The sequence below is a fragment of the Nocardia carnea genome (genome assembly GCF_029868855.1).
Taxonomy (GTDB): domain Bacteria; phylum Actinomycetota; class Actinomycetes; order Mycobacteriales; family Mycobacteriaceae; genus Nocardia; species Nocardia carnea_A.
In genome coordinates this window covers 77,726-98,012 of the sequence record NZ_JARWOV010000246.1, presented here as the reverse complement: position 1 = coordinate 98,012, position 20,287 = coordinate 77,726, and the positions used below count along the sequence as shown (strand labels likewise).

Below are 20,287 nucleotides of genomic sequence, written 5' to 3'. Positions count from 1 at the left end.
GTGTAAAACCCTCACACAGTACCGCCGGGGACAAACCCTCGCCCCCCGCACCCGCCACCCGGGGCCGCGCGGCGCACGCGCGCCCAACCGGGGGCCGGACCTGGTCCGGCCCGCTGTTCGGCGCGCTTGCGACGCGCGGCCCGGGTTGCCGTGTCCGGCTGGCGAGGTTTGCTCCCGAGCGTTACTGTGTCAGGTAGTAACACAAAGGAGTGTCGATGCGTGCGATGATGTCGGAGCTCTGGGGCGCCATCACCCATCAGATCGATGGGTTGTTCGAGCTGCACCGGGCCGGCCTGCGCAGCCGCGGCGGCTACCGCAACCCCTTGCTCAACCCGCCGAGTACGGAGCACCAGGTCATCGATGTGCGGGCCGCGGACGGAGCCCGGCTGCGCGCGCACGCCTACGGTCCGGAAAATGCGCAGCCGGTGGTGTTGATCCACGGCTGGACCTGCTGTCTCGAATACTGGAACCCGCAGATCAACGCCTTCGCCGGGGAGTACCGGGTGATCGCCTTCGATCTGCGCGGGCACGGGGAGAGCGAATTCGGCCGACCCGATCAGCTGGATTGCCACCTGCTCGCCGACGATCTCTGCGCGGTCCTCGACGCCGTGTTGCGGCCGGGTCAGCGGGCGGTAGTGGTCGGGCACAGTCTCGGCGCGATGACAGTGCAGGCATGGGCCGGTAAATATCCGCAGCGAGTACTGGATCAGGCCGCGGCGGTGCTGCTGGCCAATACCGGGCCACATTCGCTGGTCGACGAGACCACGGTCGTTCCCTTCTTCAACCGCCCACTGCCGCTGCTGAACCGGAAGGTCCCGCTGCCGATGTGGCTCGGGCGGGGTGGCCTGAGCGCCCGCATCGTCTTCCCGCCGGTCGCTCCGGTCCGCTGGGTGTTCGCGCGGCAGATCATGAGCCTGGCCGCCGACCCGGAAACCATCGACTTCGGAATGAATATCGTCCGATCCTGCCGCTCGCGGGTGCGGTCGGAATTCGGCCGGTTGCTGGCGGAGATGGATCTGGGCGATGCCGCCCGTCAACTGATGGTGCCGACCACCGTGGTCGCGGGCACCGCCGACGATATGACGCCCGCCGTCCATGCCGAGCAGATCGCCGAATGGCTGCGGGAATCGGGTAATCTCGCCCGGTTCGTACTGCTACCCACCGGGCATCTGGGCAATGTGGAAGCGATCGATCGCTTCAACGAAATCCTCGGCGAGGTGCTCGCCTCGGTGCGCGCACCGGCCGAAGCCGTGGGCTGACCGCGCGCACCGAACGGCAGGTTCCGTTCAGGAGAACACGACGGTGCGCTTCCCGTGCACCAGCACCCGGCTCTCCAGATGCCAGCGCAGGCCCCGTGCCAGCACCACGCGTTCGATATCGCGCCCCTGGCGGACCATATCGCCGACCCCGTCGGCGTGATCGACGCGGATGACGTCCTGTTCGATGATCGGTCCCGCGTCCAGTTCCGCCGTCACATAGTGACAGGTGGCGCCGATGAGTTTGACGCCCCGGACGAAAGCCTGATGGTAGGGGCGGGCGCCGACGAAAGACGGCAGGAAGCTGTGGTGGATATTGACGGCCCGGCCGGCCCAGTGCTCACACAATCGCTCCGGTAGCACCTGCATGAACCGGGCGAGTACCACCGCGTCGGGGTCGTGTTTGTCCACCAGCCCCCGGACCTGCTCGAAAGCCGGTCCGCGTTCGGCCGGATCCTTGGGGAAGGGCACGTGGTGGAACGGGATCCCGTGCGCCTCGGTCATGGCGGCCAGATCCAGATGGTTGCCGATCACCGCCTCGATCGTGGCGGGCAGTTCTCCCGAAGCCGCTCGCCCGAGCAGATCGTGCAGGCAGTGGCCTTCTTTGCTGACCAGTACCACCGCCCGCCGGCGGACCCCCGAATCGTGCACCCGCCATTCGGTGTCCGGGCCGAGGTCGTCGGCGATCTGCCGGAACCGTTCCCGCAGTTCCTCGACCCCGAACGGCACGGTCGAGGCCTTGATGGACTGCCGGGTGAAGAACCAGCCGGTCTCCAGATCGGAGTGATAGCCCGCCTCCAGGATGGAACCCCCGAACTCGGCGATGAACGAGGTGATGGCGGCGATGATGCCCGGGCGGTCACGGCAGCCCAGGGTCAGCACGTATCGGCGATCGTCGGAGACGGCAGAAACCATGAGGTGAGCCTAGCTGTGCGGTGCGACGCTTCCTCGGCACACGGGCCGGAACTGTGCAGGGCTTCACTGGAGCAGGGCTTCACTGGACTCGGAACGACCGCTGGGCGCGCGGCGGCAGCGCCCCTGGTCGCTGCGCCCGAACCGGCCGCGGCGGTGCATTGCTCGGACCGGCGGGTCGGCCTTGTCGAGCCGGTGGCCCTCAGAGGGCGTAGAAGGGATCGGCGTAACGGAATTCGCCGATGATCTGGGAATCGTAGGCGGTCAGCGGACGCACCTGGAAATGACCGGCCCAGTCGGGCTTGTCGGGGGCGATACCCAGGCGTTCGGCCGGTTGGAAGCCGAAGCGCGGGTAATAGTCGAGACTGCCGAGCAGGCCGATGAGGGGTTCGTCGAGGGCGTCGGCGGCGCCGACCACGGCATGCATGAGCGCGGAACCGATACCGCTGTGGTGCCGGTCGGCGAGCACGCCGATCGGGCCCAGCGCGAGCACCGGGAACGGTCCCACCGTGGCCCGGGTGACACAGACATGGCCGACCACCGTATCGCCGGCCACCGCGACGAGGGACAGTGTCGGAATCCAGCCGGGATCGCTGCGCAACTCCTCCATGAGCGCGACTTCGGGAGGATCCTGCGCGTCACCTTCACCGGATGTGGCGTAGTGGGCAGCGAACGCGCTGCGGTGCACGGCGGCCACGGCGGCGGTGTCGACGCCACGTTCGCGACGGATCAGCAACGTCGTCCTCTCTTGTGTGCCCGATTGCGATACGAGTGTTCCCGACGAACCGGAGGCCCGCAACGGAATTCGTACCGGGTGTGCCAGACTCTCGTCCCATGGCCGATTCCGTATCGCTGACCCGGTCCGAGGTGGCCGCAATGATCGACCACACGCTGCTCGCCCCGGAAGCGACCAGCGCGGATGTTACCGCCCTGGTGGCCGAGGCCCGGGAGCTCGGCGTGTACGCGGTATGCGTTTCGCCGGCCATGCTGCCGGTGCGGGCGCCGGGCGTGGTGGTGGCCACCGTCGCGGGGTTTCCGTCCGGGAAACACCATTCGCTGGTGAAGGGCGCCGAGGCGCGGCTCGCGGTGGATCAGGGGGCGGCGGAGGTCGATATGGTCATCGATATCGGCGCGGCGGTCGCGGGCGATTACGCCGCGGTGCTCGCCGATATCATCGTGGTCCGGGAGGCGATCGACCAGCGGGCGGTGCTGAAGGTGATCATCGAATCGGCTGCGCTCACCGACGAGGCGATCATCGAGGTGTGCCGGGCGGCCGAACAGGCGGGCGCCGATTTCGTGAAAACGTCCACCGGATTCCATCCCGCCGGGGGTGCCGATGCGCATGCGGTGCGGTTGATGGCCGAGACCGTCGATGGCCGGCTCGGCATCAAGGCCAGCGGCGGAATCCGCACCGCAGAAGCAGCCGCCGAACTGATCGCCGCCGGCGCCACCCGACTGGGCCTCTCCCGCAGCCGGTCGGTACTCGACGCCTTTCCCGAATGAAACCGGCATCGCCGAAATAGTCACCCCCGCCGCAGCCACGAATCACGACATCCCCGTCGCCGCCCAACGCCCAACGCCCATCACCCCGTCTCAGACCCCCAAGAATGGTTCACCCCCCTGGGTGGGGCCCGCCCCTGGTCTGGAGCGACGGAGCGGGGGAGCGCAGCGGAGGAGCGGAGGAGTGAAGACCAGGGGTTACGAGGGCCCCACCCTCGAGCCGCGGAGCGGCTCCAAAATTACAGCCCGCCCCCTTCCCGGACGGCCCACCCCGATGGCCGGGCCTACAGCTTTCCGGTCCCCGCACCGCGAAGCCGGAGCGCCTCCGAAATTACAGCCTGCCCCTTCACGAATGGTCAATCTCGAGGCCAGGGTCATCAGTGCTCCCACCTGACGCTGCCAGAAGGCGCCGCCGTGTACCCACTGGCGTGAAGTCCAGGAAGCCGGCAGAGGGCCCCACCTCGCCCTGCAGGAGGCGTCGCCCAAGGCATACCGGAGTGAAGGCCAGCGGCTACGGGATGACATCACACCTAGACCCGTCGATCACGCATCGTCTGCCCGACAACAGGAGTCGGCAAAGCCCGCTTGCCGGCGCCGAAAACCCACCTCAGCAGGAAGTACTCCCCTCAGGCGGTGGCGGCAACTCGGCCCGCCCACCCTGCAGGTCGATCTCGACCCCGTTATCGGTGACCCGCAACTCCGTGGGCTGCAGGCCCAGCGGGTAGACCTGCATGCTCTCGGTCATCAGGTTCACCACTCCCTCGGCCAGATCCTCCGGCACCCCGATACCCAGGAACTGCGCCTGGGCGACCTCCAGTTGCACTTTCCCGTCCACGATCTGCGGTGTGATCTGGAGTTCGCCCAGCCCGCCCAGCACCGCCATGGTGAGGTTCCCGGCGGCCGGATCCGATCGCACCTCGCTGACGAGACCCTTCAGCGTCTGGGTCATTCCCTCGTTGCTCCAGCTGACGTCGGCGTTCGAGCTGCCGATCGTGCTACCGCTGTTACTGCCCTCCGGCATCTGGATATCGTGGAACTGCGCGTGCACCTGCATATCGACCGCGGGACCGAATTCGGCTCCTTCGCTGTCGACGTCCATCCGCGAAACCTTCCCGTCCACCCAGGTGACGAGTAGTGGTTTGGCGCCGAAGCCGACATTGATCTGCGAGCCCATCTCCTTCTCGAACTGGCTGCTGATACAGCTCGCGATCCGGTGCCGCGCATAGGCTTCACCGCCGATCAGCGCGGCGGCCACCAGCACGACGGCGGTGATCACGGCGATGACCGCGGTCCGGCGACTGACCTTCGGTACCGACAGGGTCTTGGTGGGCATGCACGCGATTGTTCCGCATTATTCTGTGCCGGCTATGAGGCCCGGGTGTGGGCAGATGGTGAACGTGACGACGTCAGCGGCGGTCGGCCGGGCTGGATTGTGAGATGGAACACACGACGTTGCCCGCATGTCAGGAAGGCGCGACGGTGGCCCAGGGGACGGTCAGGATATTGTCACGCATGCGCCGGCGGGGGTCGTGGACCGGCCAGCCCTGCCCGCGCAGCCGGTCGGCGGTGGCGCGCCAGCGGATCCGCGGGCCGAATACCGCCAGCGGTGCGGTGTGAGCCCAGGCCAGATCGGCCGCCGACAGCAGCGCGTGGATACGTTCGCCGGGAATATTGCGGTGGATCAGCGCTTTGGGCAGTCGTTCGGCGAGGTCGGAGGGGCGTTCGACGGTCAGCGGATCCCAGGCCAGCGTGAGGCTGCGCGGACCGGCCCCGTCGAGGACCACCCAGGCGCAGCGCCGGCCGAGTTCGTCGCAGGTCCCCTCGACCAGCAGCCCGCCCGGCGCCAGGCCCGACAGGATCGTCGCCCACGCCCCGGCGACCGCCGATTCCGGATACTGGCGCAGCACATTGAAAGCACGCACGAGGTTCGGTCGCAGGCCCGCCAATTCGAAACCCCCGCGCGCGAATCGCACGCCGTCGCGGGCGGGTACTACGCGAGCCGGGTCGATCTCGAGACCCACCACCCGGACGTCCGGACGGACCGTACGCAGACGCGCGGCCAGTTCCAGCGTGGTCCACGGTTGTGCGCCGTAACCCAGGTCCACCACGAGTGGGTCGGCGGCGCGATGCAGTACTTCGGTGATCTGTGGATCGTGCACGAGCCGGCGGTCACTGCGGCGGAGCCGGTTCGTTCCGGTGGTGCCCCGGGTGACCGTGCCGAGGGGGGAGCTCAGTTGCCGGTTTTTTGTTCGTCCAGCCACTTCTGGGTCACTTCGGCCTCGGCGCGGAACAGGTCGACCAGATTCACCAGCATGAGCTGTTCCAGCCGCGGCCCCACCATCGGGATGAAAACCTTCGCATCCGAGGAGATGCGCATGGTGCAGCCGGTCTCGGTGGGGAAAAGGCGCATGGTCCCGGTGAGGCTGCCGGGGCCGGCCGGGATGGAGGCGGAGTACTTGCCCTCGACCTCCGGGCCGAACGGGCCGTAGCTCTCCTTGCGGGTGATCACCATATCTTTGCGCATCACCGACTGCGCGATCTCGGGCAGCATCTCGCGGGGCAGGATGTGGTGCAGCACCACGTCGATCCCGTCCTCGCTCGCTTCGATGGAGATGACCTCGTTGGGCGAGTACTTCCGCATTTCGACCATCCGGGCTTCCCAGTAATCCCGGTTCGTCAGCGCCGCGTACACCTCTTTTGTGGTGTGCAGCGGGTAGCGGGCGGAATAGTCCAGTCGGCGAGCCATGCGCGGTAGGTTACCGCCCGGTTGCGTCCGGTCGGGCCGGAGGCCGGGCAGTCGCCGTGCTACCCCTGTTCGGCGATCCAGCCGTTGGTGAACTCGGTCTCCTCGGCCAGTAGCTCGGTGAGACGTTCCCCGATCGCCTCCTCGATCTTGCGACCGAACAGCGGAACCTTCACCTCGATCGAGCCGGAGATCTCGGCGACGGCACCGGTGGGTTCGTCGGTGGCGGTGATGGTGCCGCGCACCTCCGCGGGCGCACCCTCGACCCGGGCCTCGAAACTCCCGGTTGTGCCGGACCACAGCTCGGTGCGCGGAATGATCAGATCACCAGGGTGTACGGCAGTGATGGCGGGCGGCAGCAGATCGGCCGGAATGGACTGCACGACCTCGATACGGACCTGTTCTCCGTCCACATCCAGGGAGACGAACCGGGCGCTGGGGCCGCCCACCGCGGCGATACGGTCCTGCCAGTACTTCTCGGTGCGGAACGCTTCGCGCACCGCGGCGACCGGGTGCGAGTAGCGAGCCGTATACGCCAGCGCTGTAGCCATGACCGAACACGCTACCGTCTGGTCGTGCGAACTTCTCGGGTTGTCCCCGCGGACGAACTGCGGCAGCTGCTGGGTGGAACGGGTGCGCTGGTGCGCTCCGCGGTGCCGCTGGCGGAGCTGACGACGCTGCGGGTCGGGGGCCGCGCCACGGTCGCCGAATGCACCGGCACCGATGCCCTGGTGGCGACCGTCCGTGCGCTGGACGCGGCCGGGGTTCCGGTGCTGCTGCTCGCCGGCGGATCGAATCTCCTCGTCGCCGACGACGAGGTGCCCGGGGTGGTGGTCCGGATCGCGACCGAGGGTGTCGAACTCGGTGCCGAATCGGTGACTGCGGAAGCGGGTGCGAACTGGGACGCGGTGGTCGCGAAAACCGTGCGCGCCGGGTTCGGCGGGCTGGAGTGCCTGTCGGGCATTCCCGGATCGGCCGGGGCCACTCCCGTACAGAATGTCGGCGCGTACGGCGTGGAGGTTGCCGATCTGCTGCGCCGGGTCCGGCTGCTGGACCGGGTGAGCGGCGAAACCTACTGGGCCGAACCCGGCGAACTCGGGTTCGGATACCGGACGAGCCGGCTCAAACACCGCTCCGACGCGGTGGTGCTGGCGGTGGAGTTCGCGCTCGACCCCACCGGTGCGAGTGCTCCGCTGCGCTACCGGGAACTCGCGCAGCGGCTGGGCGCCGCGGAAGGCGAGAGCCGTGCGGCGGCCGCTGTCCGCGAGACGGTTCTCGGCCTGCGGGCCGGGAAGGGGATGGTGCTCGATCCCGCCGACCACGACACCTGGAGCGCCGGCTCCTTCTTCACCAATCCCGTGGTCGCCCACGACCGGGTGGACCGGGTGCGCGCCGCGATCCGCGAACGGCTCGGTGAGGTGCACGTCCCCGAGTTTCCCGCCGGCAACGGGGTGAAATTCTCCGCCGGATGGCTGATCGAACGCGCCGGTTTCGCCAAGGGCTTCCCAGGCCCGGACGCCGCCGCCCGGCTGTCGACCAAGCACACTCTGGCCCTCACCAATCGAGGCGCGGCCACCGCCGCCGATCTGGTCGCGCTCGCGCGTACGGTGCGCGATGGTGTGGCCGACCGGTTCGGCATCGTACTGACACCCGAGCCGGTAACGGTCGGCGTGGAGATCTGACCGTCAGCTACGCCGGGCGAAACGGCCCGGGTCGGCCTGGTCGCGCGGTTTGACGATGATCTGATCGAGATTCACGTGCGGTGGCCGGCTCGCGGCGAACGCGACGATTTCGGCGATGTCCTGGGCGACGAGCGGGTCGATACCTTCGTACACCTTCGCGGCGCGCTCGGTATCACCGTCGAACCGGACCACGGAGAACTCCGTTTCGACCGCGCCGGGCGCGATCTCGGTGAGGCGAACCGGTTGCCCGAGCAGCTCACCGCGCAGGGTGCGGTGCAGGACGGCCTGGGCGTGTTTGGCCGAGGTGTAGCCGGAGCCGTTGTCGTAGGCGTGGAACGCGGCGACCGAGGTGATGGTGACGATCAGGCCGTCTCCGGAGGCGATGAGCTTGGGGAGCAGGGCCTTGGTCATCCGGAGGGTGCCCAGCACATTGGTTTCCCACATCCAGCGCCAGTCGTCGAGATCGGCCTCGGCGACCGTGGCCAGCCCTTTCGCGCCACCGGCATTGTTGACCAGTACGTTCGCGCTGTCGACGGCTTCGGTGAAGGCCGCGACCGATTCGTCGGAGGTGACGTCGAGCTCCAGCGCGGTACCGCCGATCTCCGTGGCCAGCTGCCGCAGCCGGTCGACCCGGCGGGCGCCCACGTACACGTGATAGCCCTGTTTCGCGAGTTCCCGGGCGGTGGCTTCGCCGATACCCGAGCTGGCGCCGGTGACAACAGCGGTGCGTGTGCTCATGGCCCGATCCTATGATGCGCTGATGGCCATCAAGGAAGCACGCAGTATCGACGGGACCGGCATCGTCTATCGGACCGGCGGGCCCGCGGACGCGCCGCCGCTGGTGCTCGTGCACGGCTGGTCGGCGGATCTGCGCTGCTGGGGGCGGGTGTTCGACGAGTTCGCCGCCGATTTCCGGGTGATCGCGGTGGACCTGCGCGGGCACGGATACTCGGGGGCGCCGGATTCGGGTTACGACGAGCCGAAGAACTGGGCCGGCGATATCGCGGCGGTGCTGGCGGCGGAAGCGATCGACTCGGGCGCGGTGCTGCTGGGGTGGTCCTACGGCGGGATCGTGGTCAGCGATTATCTCGCCGAGTACGGCAGCGGCGCGGTCGCGGGGGTGGTCTTCACCGGAGCCATGGCCAATATCGGCCGGGGTGTGCCGGGCGCCGAGGTCGGCGAGGCTATGCAGCAGGCCATCCCGAGTGTGTTCGAGGAGAGCCCGGGGCGGGCGATGCGCGGTTTCTCCGCATTCGGCAACGCCAACACCGGGCCCGGCGCGGACAAGGGCACGGACGCGCAACGGTTGTACGGTGCGAGCCTGTCGACCCCGCCGTTCGTGCGGAAGGCCCTGTTCTATCGCTCGGTGGACAACACCGAGACCCTGCGCGGACTGGAAATCCCGGTGCTGGTCCTGCACGGTTCGGCCGATCCGGTGGTACCGGTCGTGGACGGCCGCTATATCGCCGAAACCGCGCCGCGGGGCCGGGCGTCGATCTGGGAGGGCGCTCAGCACGGGCTTTTCATCGAGGACCCGGACCGGTTCGCGACCGAAGTCCGGGAGTTCGTCCGGGAGTGCCGTATCTGATCCACCGCCGGGTCGCGGGCTGTGCCGCCCGTGCGGTGGCGGTCGGTGTCGGTTTTTTCGTGCCGACCACCGTGAAACAGGCGCCCGCGATTGCCTGGGTTGTCCGTCTGGTGAACCGATATTGCCGACCGGCCGAGCTCACCGAGCCCGGTGCCGAAGTACGTCTGCAGCGCGACCCACCGCTGCGGGTGACTCGTGGGGGCGGCCGGTCCGATCCCCTCCTGACCGCGGACCCGACCGGGGTGCCGAGGGGCCTCGGGGATCTGTGCAGGTATCCGCGGTGGGCGACCCAGCGCACGCACGGGGCACGCGGATACGGCGCGGAATCAGGGATCTGTGATGACTTTCACGCCGGGGGAAGGAGCCGTCGGGTCGCTGTGTTGCACCGTGCAATATGGACATCGTGAGTGAACGCCCGGACCGACGGCCGAACCGTATCGCCGTACTGACGGTGCACACCTCACCACTGGCCCAGCCGGGTACCGGCGACGCCGGTGGCATGAATGTCTACGTACTGCAGACCGCCGAACAGCTGGCCCAGCGGGGAACCGAGGTGGAGATCTTCACTCGGGCGACCTCCTCCGACCTGCCGCCGGTGCAGGAAGCCGCGCCCGGCGTACTGGTACGCAATGTCGTGGCGGGACCGTTCGAGGGCTTGGACAAGCACGACCTGCCGACGCAGCTGTGCCCGTTCACCGCGGAGGTGCTACGCCAAGAGGCCAGACAGGTACCCGGCTATTACGACCTGGTGCATTCGCACTACTGGTTGTCCGGGCAGGTCGGCTGGCTGGCACGGGATCGCTGGCGGGTGCCCCTGGTGCATACCGCGCACACTTTGGCCGCGGTCAAGAACGCCGCGCTGGCCGACGGCGATTCGCCCGAACCGGTGACCCGGGAGATCGGTGAGAAGCAGGTGATCGCCGAGGCCGATCGCCTGACCGCCAACACCGCGCGGGAGGCCCGGCAGCTGGTCGATCTGTACGGCGCGGTACCTGAACGTATCGATATCGTGCCCCCCGGCGCGGACCTGACCCGCTACCGCCCCGGCGACCAGGCGGCCGCGCGCGCTGAACTCGGCCTGGCCGCCGAGGAAGAGATCGTCGCGTTCGTCGGCCGGATCCAGCCGTTGAAGGCGCCGGATGTACTGGTCCGGGCGGTTGCCGAGGCGATCCGGCGGCGGCCGGGTCGCAAACTGCGGGCGCTCATCGTCGGCGGCCCCTCGGGCACAGGACTGGAACGCCCGGACGCACTCATCGAACTCGCGGACCGGCTCGGTATCAGCGACCAGGTGACTTTTCTGCCGCCGCAGCCCGCCGACCGGCTCGTACTGGTGTATCGGGCCGCGAGTCTGGTGGCGGTGCCGAGCTACAACGAATCGTTCGGGCTGGTCGCGCTGGAGGCGCAGGCCAGCGGAACCCCGGTGCTCGCGGCCGCGGTCGGGGGACTGGGCACCGCGGTCCGGCACGAGCACAGCGGGCTGCTGGTGGCGGGGCATCGCATACCCGATTGGGCGGGTGCCCTCGAATACCTGCTGGACGATCCGGCCCGGCTGGAGCTGATGGGGCGGCGCGCGGTGGCGCACGCCGCGGACTTCTCCTGGGCACATACCGCGGAGAAACTGCTCGCCAGCTATACCGCCGCGCTGTCCGGCTCCGGCCGTGCTCCCACTATCCTCGGCGAGAACCAGGCCAGATCGCGGGCGCTGTGGCGGCGCCGGACGGGAGTGCTCCGATGAGCGAGGTGCCGGAGACCGCGCGGATCGTCGAGGAAACATTGCGCGACAGGGAGATCGAATACACCCGCCCCGCGGAGGATGTGTTCGTCGCGGTGCTGCCCGGCGAGCGCAAACTGAAAACCAATGTGATGCTCACCGTGGGCGGGCACGGAGTGCGGTTCGAGTCGTTCGTCTGCCGTAAACCGGACGAGAATTTCGAAGGCGTGTACAAATTCCTGCTGCGCCGTAACCGGCGGCTCTACGGCGTCGCTTACACGCTGGACAAGGTGGGCGATATCTACCTCGTCGGCCGCGCCGCCACCCATTCGGTGACGGCCGAGGAACTGGACCGTATCTTCGGTCAGATCCTGGAAGCGGTGGACGGTGACTTCAACACGCTGCTCGAACTCGGTTTCGCCGAATCCATTCGCCGGGAATGGAAGTGGCGGGTCTCCCGCGGCGAATCGCTGAAGAATTTGCGCGCGTTCGAGCATCTGGTGGACGGAAACTCCTGAAGAGGGTCGCCGCCGGGAGTCACGGTGCGAGGTTCGGCGGCGCCACGCGCTCGATGAAGTCGCGTAGTTCGTTACGCCGATGACGGCGATCGTCGAGTTCTCCGTCCAGCGATGTGAGTTCGGCACGCAAGGTGGGTTCCATGCACGGTTCGACATCCTCGCCGCCGCCACCGGCACAAGCGAGTACCTGGTCGATCCCGCGCACGGACAGGCCGGCCGCGAGATAGGCGGGTCGTAGACCGCCGGCGGCTATGGGTGACAATCGGCGGAGATCTCGCGCGTTGCCGACGGCGCGGAACGGCCGACGCCGCGGAGGGCTGGTTGGGAGGCAGAGTGGCGATTCTGGCGCTCGATATCGGGGCGACGAAATTCGCCGCGGGGCTGGTGGGGGATACCGGGCGCGTTCACGCGATCCGCCGGGCGCCGGTGCCGGCCTCCGGTGTGTGGGAAGCGTGTCGCGATCTGCTGCTGGCGGTTGCCGCCGGTGACACGGTGACGGCGGTGGGAATCGGATCGGCGGGGCCGGTGGATGTTCCAGCCGGAGTCACCGGACCGCTCAATATCCCGGAGTGGCGTTCCGGCTTCGGGATAGTCGCCGCGGTCGGTGCGGTTTTCCCGGGCGCGACCGTGCGTTTGGCGATCGACGGCGCGTGCCTGGCTCTGGCGGAACGGGATTCGGGCGCGCTACGCGGAGTCGGCAATGCGTTGGCGATGACCGTCTCGTCCGGGATCGGCGGCGGAATCCTCGTCGACGGGCGGGTATCGCTGGGCCGCACCGGAAACGCGGGGCATATCGGGCATATCGTCGTGCCGGGGTGGGCGGTCCCCTGTGCCTGCGGCGGTGTGGGTTGTGTGGAAGCCGTGGCGAGCGGGATGTCTTCGGCGCGCTGGGCGCGCGAACGCGGGTGGACCGGCGAGACCGGTGCCGAGCTGGCGCAGTCGGCCCGCCGTGGCGACCGGATCGCCCTGGCTGCGCTCGAGCGTGCCGGGACGGCGCTCGGCCAGGCGATCAGCTCCGCGGCCGGGCTGCTGGATATCGACACGGTGGTGGTCGGTGGCGGTTTCGCGCACTCCGGAGAACCGCTCTGGCGACCGTTGCGCGCGGCGGTCGAGCGACATGCGCGGCTGAACTTCGTGCGCGGGCTCCGGGTCGAACTGTCCCGGCTCGACGAAGGAGCCACCTTGGTCGGCGCCGGGGTCCTCGCTCATTCCGAGACGAACCCGTTCGATACCCAGCAGCTCTGATCAGTTCACCGCGCTGTCCGGGCTCCGATGCCGAAGGCGACCTCGTACACACACCATGGCAGGATTACCCGCATGACCTATACCCTCGTTTTGCTGCGCCACGGCGAGAGCGAATGGAATGCCCTGAACCTGTTCACCGGCTGGGTGGACGTGCACCTCACCGACAAGGGCATCGCCGAGGGTAAACGCGCCGGGGAGCTGCTGGCCGAGCACGGCATCCTGCCGGATATCGCCTACACGTCGCTGCTGCGGCGGGCGATCTCGACCGCGAATTTCGCGCTCGACGCCGCCGACCGGCACTGGATACCGGTGGTCCGGGATTGGCGGCTCAACGAGCGGCACTACGGTGCGCTGCAGGGTAAGAACAAGGCGCAGATCCGCGACGAATACGGCGAGGATCAATTCATGCTGTGGCGGCGTAGCTATGACACCCCGCCGCCGCCGATCGACCTCGGCGACGAATACAGCCAGGCGGGTGATCCGCGGTACGCCGATATCGAGGTTCCGCGCACGGAATGCCTGCTCGATGTGGTGAACCGGATGGTTCCGTACTGGGAATCGACGATTTCGCAGGAACTGCGGACCGGTAAGACTGTATTGGTGGCCGCACACGGTAATTCGCTGCGCGCGCTGGTGAAGCATCTGGACCGGATCTCCGACGACGATATCGCCGGCTTGAATATCCCGACCGGGATTCCGCTGCGCTATGAACTCGACGAGGATATGCGCCCGGTGCGTCCGCGGGAATACCTGGACCCGGAGGCCGCTGCCGCCGGCGCGGCTGCGGTCGCGAGCCAGGGTGGTCGCTGAGAACTCGCGAAAAGCGCCGCAGCCTGTAATGGGTTGCGGCGTTTTGTTTTGGTGTTCGCTGCTTTCGGGGTAGACGGTCCGGGAAGGGGCGGGCTGTAATTTTGGAGGCGCTCCGCGCCTCGAGGTCGGGGCCCTATTAACCCGGTTCTTCACTCCTCCGCTCCTCCGCTTCGCTCCCCCGCTCCGTCGCTCCAGAACCGGGCGGGCCCCGCCCGTGGTTGCTGGGTGTTGGAGGAAGGTGAGTTGCGGCATGTGAGGGTGCCGGGTGCTGTGTCGTGGCTCGTCGGTCGTGCAGCGTCTATGGCCGTGGGCCTTGCTGAATTTGTGAGGTTTCCCGGCGTGGCGCGATTGTTTTTGTGTCCGGATACCGAATTGCATGCCCTGAACCGGCTTTGGGCGAAATCTGTCCCAGAAAGTCTCGTTACCCGCCGGTAACGCTGTGTATGCTCTCGATCATTCGACCAGATCGAGAGATGGATCACGACCTATGAAGTTCGTGTTACGCGCCACAGTGGCAATGGCCGCCGCCGCTCTGCTGGTGCCGCTGCTGGGCGGCGGCGCCGCGGCCGCGCCCGGGGTTGCGGGCCCGGGTGGGGGGGGGGCGGGGGGGGGGGGGGGGCGCCGCGGCCGCGCCGGTGGTTGCGGGCCCGGATGGGGGAGCGGCGGGAGCGCAGTGGGCGGCCACCCACGACGGGCCGCAGCAGTACCCGAATATCCACATCACCTGGGACGTACCGATCACGATGAGTGACGGCACAGTATTGAAGGCGAATGTGTACCGGCCCGCCGACACCGCGTCGCGGCCGGTCGACACCCGCACACCGGTCCTCGTGAACATGACGCCCTACACGAAGCTGGCGACCAACCTCATCGACCACATGGGTTCCGTGCCGGGACTGTCCGATGCCGTGACCCAGCTGGCCCGCGATATCGATATGACCGGGACCCAGCTGTCCGGGCTCACCGATCTCACCAAGGCGCTCGGTGGCGGTGCGCTGCGGAACTTCGCCGTGGACCGGCAACTCGTGCGCAGCGGCTATGTGCAGGTCGTGGTGGACGTCCGGGGTACGGGGTTCTCCCAGGGCGTATGGGATATGCTGCGGCAGCGCGAGCAGGCCGATACCGTCGAGGTGATCGATTGGGCATCGCGCCAGCCCTGGTCCGACGGTCAGGTCGGGATGACCGGCATGTCCTATTCGGGCATCAACCAGCTACAGGCCGCCGAAAAGCACCCGCCCGCGCTGAAGGCGCTGTTCCCGGTGGTGCCGGGCAGTGATCTCGCCCAGGACGTGCTGATGCCCGGCGGTGGGTTCGGGTTCAACTTCATTCCGCTGTGGATGACGCTGATCAACGCGACCAAGTGGATGCCGAATGTGGAATCGATGGTCAACGGCACCTTCGACCCGAGGTGGTTACACGACCGGCTGTCCTCGCCCTTCACCTACCTCGACGTTTTCCTCAACGCCTACACCACACCGCGGGTGGAGGATCTGGATCCGCGGTTGCAGGAGATGATCCGCGGCGACAGCCCCGACCGGCAGGCCTGGCTGGGGGACCCGGCGAAAATCGAGGTGCCGACCTTCGTGACCGGCGGCTGGCACGATCTGTTCACCTACTCCGAATCGCAGATCTACAACGAGATGCCGCTGGTGCCCGGGCAGAAGCAGCTGCTCATGGGCGATACCTATCACATCAATTCGGGTAGTGAATCCGGTCGGCCCGGACTGCCGCCGCGGTTGGACGTGCTGCAGCGTGCCTGGTTCGACAAGTGGCTGAAAGGTATCGACAACGGGATCGATCGGTACGGGCCGGTGACCCTGCGGCAGCAGGGCGGGGCCTGGGTCACCCGGGACGGCTTCGGGGAGAGCGCACCGGCCGATCAGCAGGCCGAGTACCGGCGGATGTACCTGTCCGCGGCGCCGAGCGGGACCGGCGGCCACAGTGTGCACGACGGGTCACTGACCACCGTTGCCGACAGTTCCGCACGGCTGACCGTCGCCCCTGGGCTCACCGGTCTGTGTTCGAACGACGCCGGCCAGGCCACCGCGGGTGTTGTGGCGATCGTCAACGCCTGCGGCGCGGATTCCCGGATCCAGGAATCGAACGGGCTGACCTTCACCAGCGCTCCGGTCGCCGAGCCCGTCGATATCTCGGGTCCGATCGCCGTGCGTCTGGAGACCGTGCACGATGCGGCCGACGGCTACTGGTCGGTGACGGTCAACGATGTGGCGCCGGACGGGCAGTCACGAGTGCTGTCCTCGGGGCAGTTGATGGCCTCCCTCCGGGAGATCGACGAATCCCGCAGCAGCCGGTCGGCCAACGGCGACTACACCGATCCGCGGCCGTTCGTCACGATCGAAAACCGGCGGCTCACCGTGCCGGGTGAGATCACCACACTCGATATCGCGGTGCCCGCGATCGAGGCGCGGCTGGAGCCGGGGCATCGGCTCCGGGTGGATGTCTACGCCGGTAATCCCCCGAAGGGGGTGCCGCCGCTGCCGATGCTTCTCGACACCGGGTTCAAACCACAGCATGTGCAGCTCGACCCGAACCGGCCGAGTTTCGTGAACGTGCCGGTGCGCGGAAACCCGGGTCGGTGATCGCCCGCCGAAGCTGAACTACGCGAACCCCGTTGTGTCCCAGACGCAACGGGGTTCGTCGTTGTCCGGCAGCGGGAACACGCCCGGACCGATTCGAAACCCGCCCCTCGCCCAACAATGCGTAAACGCCCGGCGAACACCGCCGTAATCGCCCGTGACCTGCACGAAACTTCACCGACCCCGGGTTTGTTTACGCGTCGTCGACCGTACGATTCTTGGTGTGAGCGTTCCCCAGGCCGTACTGCTGGCAGTCCTGGCGGCTGTCGTCGGACTGGCCGTCGGTGGGCTGGTGATTCCGTATGTGAACGCCCGGACGGCGCAGCGCCGCCAGGCCGACTCCGGTCTCACCATGTCCCAGGTTCTGGACCTGATCGTGCTTGCCTCGGAAAGCGGTATCGCGGTGGTGGACGAGTACCGCGATGTCGTGCTCGTCAATCCCCGCGCCGAGGAGCTCGGCCTGGTACGCAACCGGTTGCTCGACGAACGCGCGTGGGAGGCGGTGGAGAAGGTACTGGCCACGGCCGAGTCGGCCGAATTCGATCTCACCGCCGAGAAGCCCACGCCGGGCCGGGGCCGCATCGCGGTGCGCGGTCTGGCCCGCCCGCTCTCCCCGGAGGAAACCAGTTTCACCGTCCTGTTCGCCGACGACGATTCCGAACAGGCCCGGATGGAGGCCACCCGCCGCGATTTCGTCGCCAATGTGAGCCATGAGCTGAAGACCCCGGTCGGTGCGATGAGCCTGCTCGCCGAGGCGCTGCTGGAATCGGCCGACGACCCCGACGCGGTCCGGCATTTCGGGGAGCGTGTCCTGGCCGAATCCAGTCGCCTCGGGAAGATGGTCACCGAGTTGATCGCGCTGTCGCGACTGCAGGGGGCGGAGAAACTGCCCGAACTCGAGGTCGTGGATGTCGATACGGTGGTCAGCCAGGCCGTGGATCGCTCCCGCACGGCGGCCGAAGCCGCGGGAATCACGGTCAGTACCGACCGGCCCAGCGGGCTCGAAGTGCGCGGTGACGAAACCCTGCTCATCACCGCACTGTCGAACCTGGTGGAGAACGCCATCGCCTACTCGCCGCGGGGATCGCATGTTTCGGTCAGCCGGTCGATTCGCGGTAACTATGTGGCGATGGCCGTCACCGACCGGGGGATCGGTATAGCCAAGGACGACCAGGAACGCGTATTCGAACGCTTCTTCCGTTCCGATAAAGCGCGCTCCCGCGCGACCGGAGGTACCGGTCTCGGCCTGGCTATCGTGAAACATGTGGCCGCCAACCACAACGGTGAGATAACCCTGTGGAGCAAGCTCGGCACCGGCTCGACATTCACCCTGCGCATACCCGCGCACCAGGAGTCCGACGGTAACGGCGCCGCCGGTCTGCCCGCGTTGACGAAGAGAGAACCCAGCCCGCGGCCGTCCGGCCCGGGCCGATCGAATGGTGTGGAGGCACGCAGATGACGAGTGTGTTGATCGTCGAGGACGAGGAATCGCTGGCCGATCCGCTCGCCTTCTTGCTGCGCAAGGAAGGTTTCGAGGTCACGGTGGTCGGCGACGGCCCCTCGGCGCTCGCCGAGTTCGACCGCTCCGGCGCCGATATCGTCCTGCTGGATCTGATGCTGCCCGGGATGAGCGGTACCGATGTCTGCAAACAACTGCGCACCCGCAGCGGAGTTCCGGTGATCATGGTCACCGCGCGCGACAGCGAGATCGACAAGGTGGTCGGGCTGGAACTCGGTGCCGACGACTACGTCACCAAACCGTATTCGGCGCGGGAACTGATCGCCCGGATCCGGGCGGTGCTGCGCCGCGGCGCCGGCGACGAGCTGGACGCCGGCAGCGAGAACGGGGTGCTGGAGGCCGGGCCGGTGCGGATGGACGTGGACCGGCACACGGTGCTGGTGAACGGCAACCCGGTCACCCTGCCGCTGAAGGAATTCGATCTGCTCGAATACCTGCTCCGCAACTCCGGCCGGGTCCTCACCCGCGGCCAGCTGATCGACCGGGTATGGGGTGCGGACTATGTCGGCGATACCAAAACCCTCGATGTGCACGTCAAACGGCTGCGGTCGAAGATCGAAGCCGATCCGGCCCGGCCCGAACACCTGGTGACCGTACGCGGTCTGGGATACAAGCTCGAAGCCTGAGCGAGCCACCGCGCGGGCGGCGGCGTATGAGCGGTAGTCAGGGGAAGTAGATCCAGACCTCCCCCACTGGGGTGTCGGTCCGGTGCAGCGGCGACCAGCCCAGACCGTCTTCCTGGCTGCAGTCGTAAAGCGGAACGGTGGTGCCGTTACCGCGGCAGACGATACTGCGCCGAGTTCCGTGCGGGCTGAGTACCAGCTGTTTTCCCGTATCGCGGGCAGCCAGCGCGTTCGGCGCGCCGAGCGGGACGAATTCGGCGGTGTGGTCGGAGAACTGATGGGGGTCCGCGGCCGGTTGCGCGTACGCGCCGGCCGCGGCCACGGTGACACCGGCCGCGATGACGGCGGCAGTGAACACGATGTGGCATACCGCAGCGGTCCGCACGGTCGGTATCCCCCGGCCGGCCGGGCATAGCGTCGCAGGACGCCGCGCTGCGCGACCCTGTGGTAGGGATCGTTCTTCGCCCGGCGGGCGGCGGCCGGGCAGGTGTTTCATGACGTTATCCGCGGCGGTGAACGGCCGATGTCCGCCGGCGGACTTTCGATCGGGGCGAACGTACCTGGTGTGGAGTGCAGCGAATCGCCCGACTTTCATGGCGCGGCCTCCGGTGGTGGGGGTTATCGCAGCTAGAGTTCCCGAATTTTATCGGGCTCGGGCTGGAAACCGTTGTGACGCGCCCGGGCCTTGCGGCGGGCCTGGGTGGTCGCGGGGTGCTCCGCGATGATCGGGGTGCCCTCGCGGCGGCGCAGCTGCCGCTCCAGTTCCCGGTAGGCGGGTTCGCCGAGCAGCTCGATGAGTTCGGCCCGGTAGGCCTGCCAGACGGGCCTTTCCCCGATATGTGCGTCGGGGGAACCGGAGCAGTACCAGTCGAGGTCTATCCCACCCGGCCCCCAGCCTCGCCGGTCGTATTCGGTGAGCACGGTCCGCAGGATCTCGACGCCGTCCGGCCGGGTCACCCATTCCTGGGTCCGGCGGATCGGCAGCTGCCAGCAGACGTCGGGTTTGACGGTATGCGGCTCCACGCCCCGGCGTACGGCCATGATGTGCAGGGCGCACCCGCCGCCGCCCGGGAAATCCGGCCGGTTGAGGAAGATACAGGCATCGTTGTGGCGCCGGGTCCGTTCGGCCGGTTCGCCGTCGAGTTCGTCGGTTTCCAAGTACGACTTGCGACTGATCTTGCCCTTGTCGTTGCGGGCCTGATCCATCAGCTGCCAATCGTCGGCGGTCAGCATCTTCACCGCTTTGCGCAGACGTTTGCGATCGTCGTCGTCGGAGAGGAACGCGCCGTGCGTGCAGCAGCCGGCATCGGGTTGTTCGGCGAGGATGCCCTGGCAGGCGGGAGTGCCGAAAACGCAGGTCCAATGGGAGAGTAACCAGGTCAGGTCGGCGGCGATCAGGTGTTCGTCGTCGGCCGGATCCACGAACTCCAGCCATTCCCGGGGGAAGTCGAGCGGCACTTCCCGGCTCGGCCGCATCTTCGGCATCGGAAGATCGGTCGGAGTATGCCCGGATGGGGTGGGCATCGAGTCGTTCGTGGCTGCGCCAGACGTCACAACCCCTAACGCTAACACCACGACCAGGT

The 20,287-nt window shown here is 67.8% G+C and carries 22 protein-coding genes; 12 read left to right on the top strand and 10 right to left on the bottom strand.

Going from position 1 to position 20,287, the window contains the following annotated elements; all coding sequences use genetic code 11:
• Positions 1 to 215 precede the first annotated feature (215 nt).
• Positions 216 to 1,259 carry an alpha/beta fold hydrolase gene (locus QH195_RS25440; protein ID WP_280437278.1) on the top strand — a complete coding sequence of 348 codons (1,044 nt, stop codon included), beginning with the start codon at positions 216 to 218 and terminating at the stop codon, positions 1,257 to 1,259.
• A 27-nt stretch (positions 1,260 to 1,286) separates the two neighbouring features.
• Here the strand turns inward: QH195_RS25440 and purU are convergent, their stop codons facing one another.
• Together purU and QH195_RS25430 are read right to left on the bottom strand one after the other, a co-directional pair.
• Positions 1,287 to 2,171 (bottom strand): formyltetrahydrofolate deformylase, encoded by an 885-nt coding sequence (gene purU, locus QH195_RS25435; RefSeq protein ID WP_280437277.1) that lies wholly within the window; start codon positions 2,169 to 2,171, stop codon positions 1,287 to 1,289.
• A 199-nt stretch (positions 2,172 to 2,370) separates the two neighbouring features.
• Positions 2,371 to 2,904 (bottom strand): GNAT family N-acetyltransferase, encoded by a 534-nt coding sequence (locus QH195_RS25430; RefSeq protein WP_280437276.1) that lies wholly within the window; start codon positions 2,902 to 2,904, stop codon positions 2,371 to 2,373.
• 98 nt (positions 2,905 to 3,002) lie between these two features.
• Between QH195_RS25430 and deoC the strand changes: the two genes are divergently transcribed.
• Positions 3,003 to 3,671 (top strand): deoxyribose-phosphate aldolase, encoded by a 669-nt coding sequence (gene deoC / locus QH195_RS25425; RefSeq protein ID WP_280437275.1) that lies wholly within the window; start codon positions 3,003 to 3,005, stop codon positions 3,669 to 3,671.
• 604 nt (positions 3,672 to 4,275) lie between these two features.
• On the opposite strand, the gene QH195_RS25420 is transcribed toward deoC, so the two are convergent.
• The 4 genes from QH195_RS25420 to QH195_RS25405 form a co-directional block, all read right to left on the bottom strand.
• Positions 4,276 to 5,001: an LmeA family phospholipid-binding protein gene (locus QH195_RS25420; RefSeq protein WP_280437274.1), complete on the bottom strand. Its 726-nt coding sequence runs from the start codon at positions 4,999 to 5,001 to the stop codon at positions 4,276 to 4,278.
• 130 nt (positions 5,002 to 5,131) lie between these two features.
• Positions 5,132 to 5,902 (bottom strand): class I SAM-dependent methyltransferase, encoded by a 771-nt coding sequence (locus QH195_RS25415; RefSeq protein ID WP_280437284.1) that lies wholly within the window; start codon positions 5,900 to 5,902, stop codon positions 5,132 to 5,134.
• Positions 5,899 to 6,414 carry a DUF2505 domain-containing protein gene (locus tag QH195_RS25410; protein WP_280424041.1) on the bottom strand — a complete coding sequence of 172 codons (516 nt, stop codon included), beginning with the start codon at positions 6,412 to 6,414 and terminating at the stop codon, positions 5,899 to 5,901. Before QH195_RS25410 ends, QH195_RS25415 begins: the two co-directional genes overlap by 4 nt.
• Positions 6,415 to 6,473: 59 nt before the next feature.
• On the bottom strand, positions 6,474 to 6,962 hold the full coding sequence (locus QH195_RS25405; protein WP_280424042.1) for a DUF2505 domain-containing protein: 489 nt from the start codon (positions 6,960 to 6,962) through the stop codon (positions 6,474 to 6,476).
• Positions 6,963 to 7,052: 90 nt separating this feature from the next.
• On the opposite strand from QH195_RS25405, the gene QH195_RS25400 reads away from it, so the two are divergent.
• Positions 7,053 to 8,093 (top strand): UDP-N-acetylmuramate dehydrogenase, encoded by a 1,041-nt coding sequence (locus tag QH195_RS25400; protein ID WP_280437283.1) that lies wholly within the window; start codon positions 7,053 to 7,055, stop codon positions 8,091 to 8,093.
• 3 nt (positions 8,094 to 8,096) lie between these two features.
• Here QH195_RS25400 and QH195_RS25395 read toward each other — a convergent pair whose 3' ends face one another.
• Positions 8,097 to 8,831, bottom strand: coding sequence for an SDR family NAD(P)-dependent oxidoreductase (locus QH195_RS25395; RefSeq protein ID WP_280437273.1), 735 nt, complete (start codon positions 8,829 to 8,831; stop codon positions 8,097 to 8,099).
• A 22-nt stretch (positions 8,832 to 8,853) separates the two neighbouring features.
• Here QH195_RS25395 and QH195_RS25390 point away from each other — a divergent pair, with 22 nt between their 5' ends.
• From QH195_RS25390 to QH195_RS25380, 3 genes are all read left to right on the top strand, one after another.
• Positions 8,854 to 9,681: an alpha/beta fold hydrolase gene (locus tag QH195_RS25390; protein WP_280437272.1), complete on the top strand. Its 828-nt coding sequence runs from the start codon at positions 8,854 to 8,856 to the stop codon at positions 9,679 to 9,681.
• A 394-nt stretch (positions 9,682 to 10,075) separates the two neighbouring features.
• Entirely contained in the window at positions 10,076 to 11,416 is a 1,341-nt protein-coding gene (mshA, locus tag QH195_RS25385) for a D-inositol-3-phosphate glycosyltransferase (protein WP_280437271.1), read from the top strand.
• Positions 11,413 to 11,910, top strand: coding sequence for a YbjN domain-containing protein (locus QH195_RS25380; protein WP_195058511.1), 498 nt, complete (start codon positions 11,413 to 11,415; stop codon positions 11,908 to 11,910). Before mshA ends, QH195_RS25380 begins: the two co-directional genes overlap by 4 nt.
• A gap of 19 nt (positions 11,911 to 11,929) precedes the next feature.
• On the opposite strand, the gene QH195_RS25375 is transcribed toward QH195_RS25380, so the two are convergent.
• Positions 11,930 to 12,172, bottom strand: coding sequence for a hypothetical protein (locus QH195_RS25375; protein ID WP_280437270.1), 243 nt, complete (start codon positions 12,170 to 12,172; stop codon positions 11,930 to 11,932).
• Positions 12,173 to 12,243: 71 nt separating this feature from the next.
• On the opposite strand from QH195_RS25375, the gene QH195_RS25370 reads away from it, so the two are divergent.
• The 6 genes from QH195_RS25370 to QH195_RS25345 all read left to right on the top strand — a co-directional run bounded on the left by QH195_RS25370 (position 12,244) and on the right by QH195_RS25345 (position 18,707).
• The gene (locus QH195_RS25370; RefSeq protein ID WP_280424047.1) at positions 12,244 to 13,155 is read left to right on the top strand and encodes an ROK family protein; all 912 of its coding nucleotides are present in this window, start codon (positions 12,244 to 12,246) and stop codon (positions 13,153 to 13,155) included.
• 72 nt (positions 13,156 to 13,227) lie between these two features.
• Complete coding sequence (locus QH195_RS25365) at positions 13,228 to 13,965, top strand: phosphoglyceromutase (protein ID WP_280424048.1); 738 nt, start codon at positions 13,228 to 13,230, stop codon at positions 13,963 to 13,965.
• Between the two features lie 487 nt (positions 13,966 to 14,452).
• Positions 14,453 to 14,716: a hypothetical protein gene (locus QH195_RS25360; protein WP_280437269.1), complete on the top strand. Its 264-nt coding sequence runs from the start codon at positions 14,453 to 14,455 to the stop codon at positions 14,714 to 14,716.
• Positions 14,709 to 16,565, top strand: coding sequence for a CocE/NonD family hydrolase (locus QH195_RS25355; RefSeq protein ID WP_280437268.1), 1,857 nt, complete (start codon positions 14,709 to 14,711; stop codon positions 16,563 to 16,565). Before QH195_RS25360 ends, QH195_RS25355 begins: the two co-directional genes overlap by 8 nt.
• A 220-nt stretch (positions 16,566 to 16,785) precedes the next feature.
• Complete coding sequence (locus QH195_RS25350) at positions 16,786 to 18,021, top strand: sensor histidine kinase (RefSeq protein WP_280424050.1); 1,236 nt, start codon at positions 16,786 to 16,788, stop codon at positions 18,019 to 18,021.
• Positions 18,018 to 18,707, top strand: a complete 690-nt coding sequence (locus QH195_RS25345; RefSeq protein WP_033247009.1) for a response regulator transcription factor — start codon at positions 18,018 to 18,020, stop codon at positions 18,705 to 18,707. Before QH195_RS25350 ends, QH195_RS25345 begins: the two co-directional genes overlap by 4 nt.
• A 37-nt stretch (positions 18,708 to 18,744) precedes the next feature.
• Here QH195_RS25345 and QH195_RS25340 read toward each other — a convergent pair whose 3' ends face one another.
• Positions 18,745 to 19,089, bottom strand: a complete 345-nt coding sequence (locus tag QH195_RS25340; RefSeq protein WP_280437267.1) for a hypothetical protein — start codon at positions 19,087 to 19,089, stop codon at positions 18,745 to 18,747.
• Positions 19,090 to 19,331: 242 nt separating this feature from the next.
• Positions 19,332 to 20,228, bottom strand: a complete 897-nt coding sequence (locus tag QH195_RS25335) for a hypothetical protein (protein WP_280421488.1) — start codon at positions 20,226 to 20,228, stop codon at positions 19,332 to 19,334.
• Positions 20,229 to 20,287 lie beyond the last annotated feature (59 nt).

Bases quoted from the DNA above. Each gene is read 5' to 3' on its own strand.
- mshA (WP_280437271.1), top strand. From the start codon at position 10,076: ATGGACATCGTGAGTGAACGCCCGGACCGACGGCCGAACCGTATCGCC.
- deoC (WP_280437275.1), top strand. From the start codon at position 3,003: ATGGCCGATTCCGTATCGCTGACCCGGTCCGAGGTGGCCGCAATGATC.
- QH195_RS25440 (WP_280437278.1), top strand. From the start codon at position 216: ATGCGTGCGATGATGTCGGAGCTCTGGGGCGCCATCACCCATCAGATC.
- QH195_RS25395 (WP_280437273.1), bottom strand. From the start codon at position 8,831: ATGAGCACACGCACCGCTGTTGTCACCGGCGCCAGCTCGGGTATCGGC.
- QH195_RS25365 (WP_280424048.1), top strand. From the start codon at position 13,228: ATGACCTATACCCTCGTTTTGCTGCGCCACGGCGAGAGCGAATGGAAT.
- QH195_RS25410 (WP_280424041.1), bottom strand. From the start codon at position 6,414: ATGGCTCGCCGACTGGACTATTCCGCCCGCTACCCGCTGCACACCACA.
- QH195_RS25390 (WP_280437272.1), top strand. From the start codon at position 8,854: ATGGCCATCAAGGAAGCACGCAGTATCGACGGGACCGGCATCGTCTAT.
- QH195_RS25345 (WP_033247009.1), top strand. From the start codon at position 18,018: ATGACGAGTGTGTTGATCGTCGAGGACGAGGAATCGCTGGCCGATCCG.
- QH195_RS25420 (WP_280437274.1), bottom strand. From the start codon at position 5,001: ATGCCCACCAAGACCCTGTCGGTACCGAAGGTCAGTCGCCGGACCGCG.
- QH195_RS25360 (WP_280437269.1), top strand. From the start codon at position 14,453: ATGAAGTTCGTGTTACGCGCCACAGTGGCAATGGCCGCCGCCGCTCTG.
- QH195_RS25335 (WP_280421488.1), bottom strand. From the start codon at position 20,228: ATGCCCACCCCATCCGGGCATACTCCGACCGATCTTCCGATGCCGAAG.
- QH195_RS25380 (WP_195058511.1), top strand. From the start codon at position 11,413: ATGAGCGAGGTGCCGGAGACCGCGCGGATCGTCGAGGAAACATTGCGC.
- QH195_RS25355 (WP_280437268.1), top strand. From the start codon at position 14,709: ATGAGTGACGGCACAGTATTGAAGGCGAATGTGTACCGGCCCGCCGAC.
- purU (WP_280437277.1), bottom strand. From the start codon at position 2,171: ATGGTTTCTGCCGTCTCCGACGATCGCCGATACGTGCTGACCCTGGGC.
- QH195_RS25405 (WP_280424042.1), bottom strand. From the start codon at position 6,962: ATGGCTACAGCGCTGGCGTATACGGCTCGCTACTCGCACCCGGTCGCC.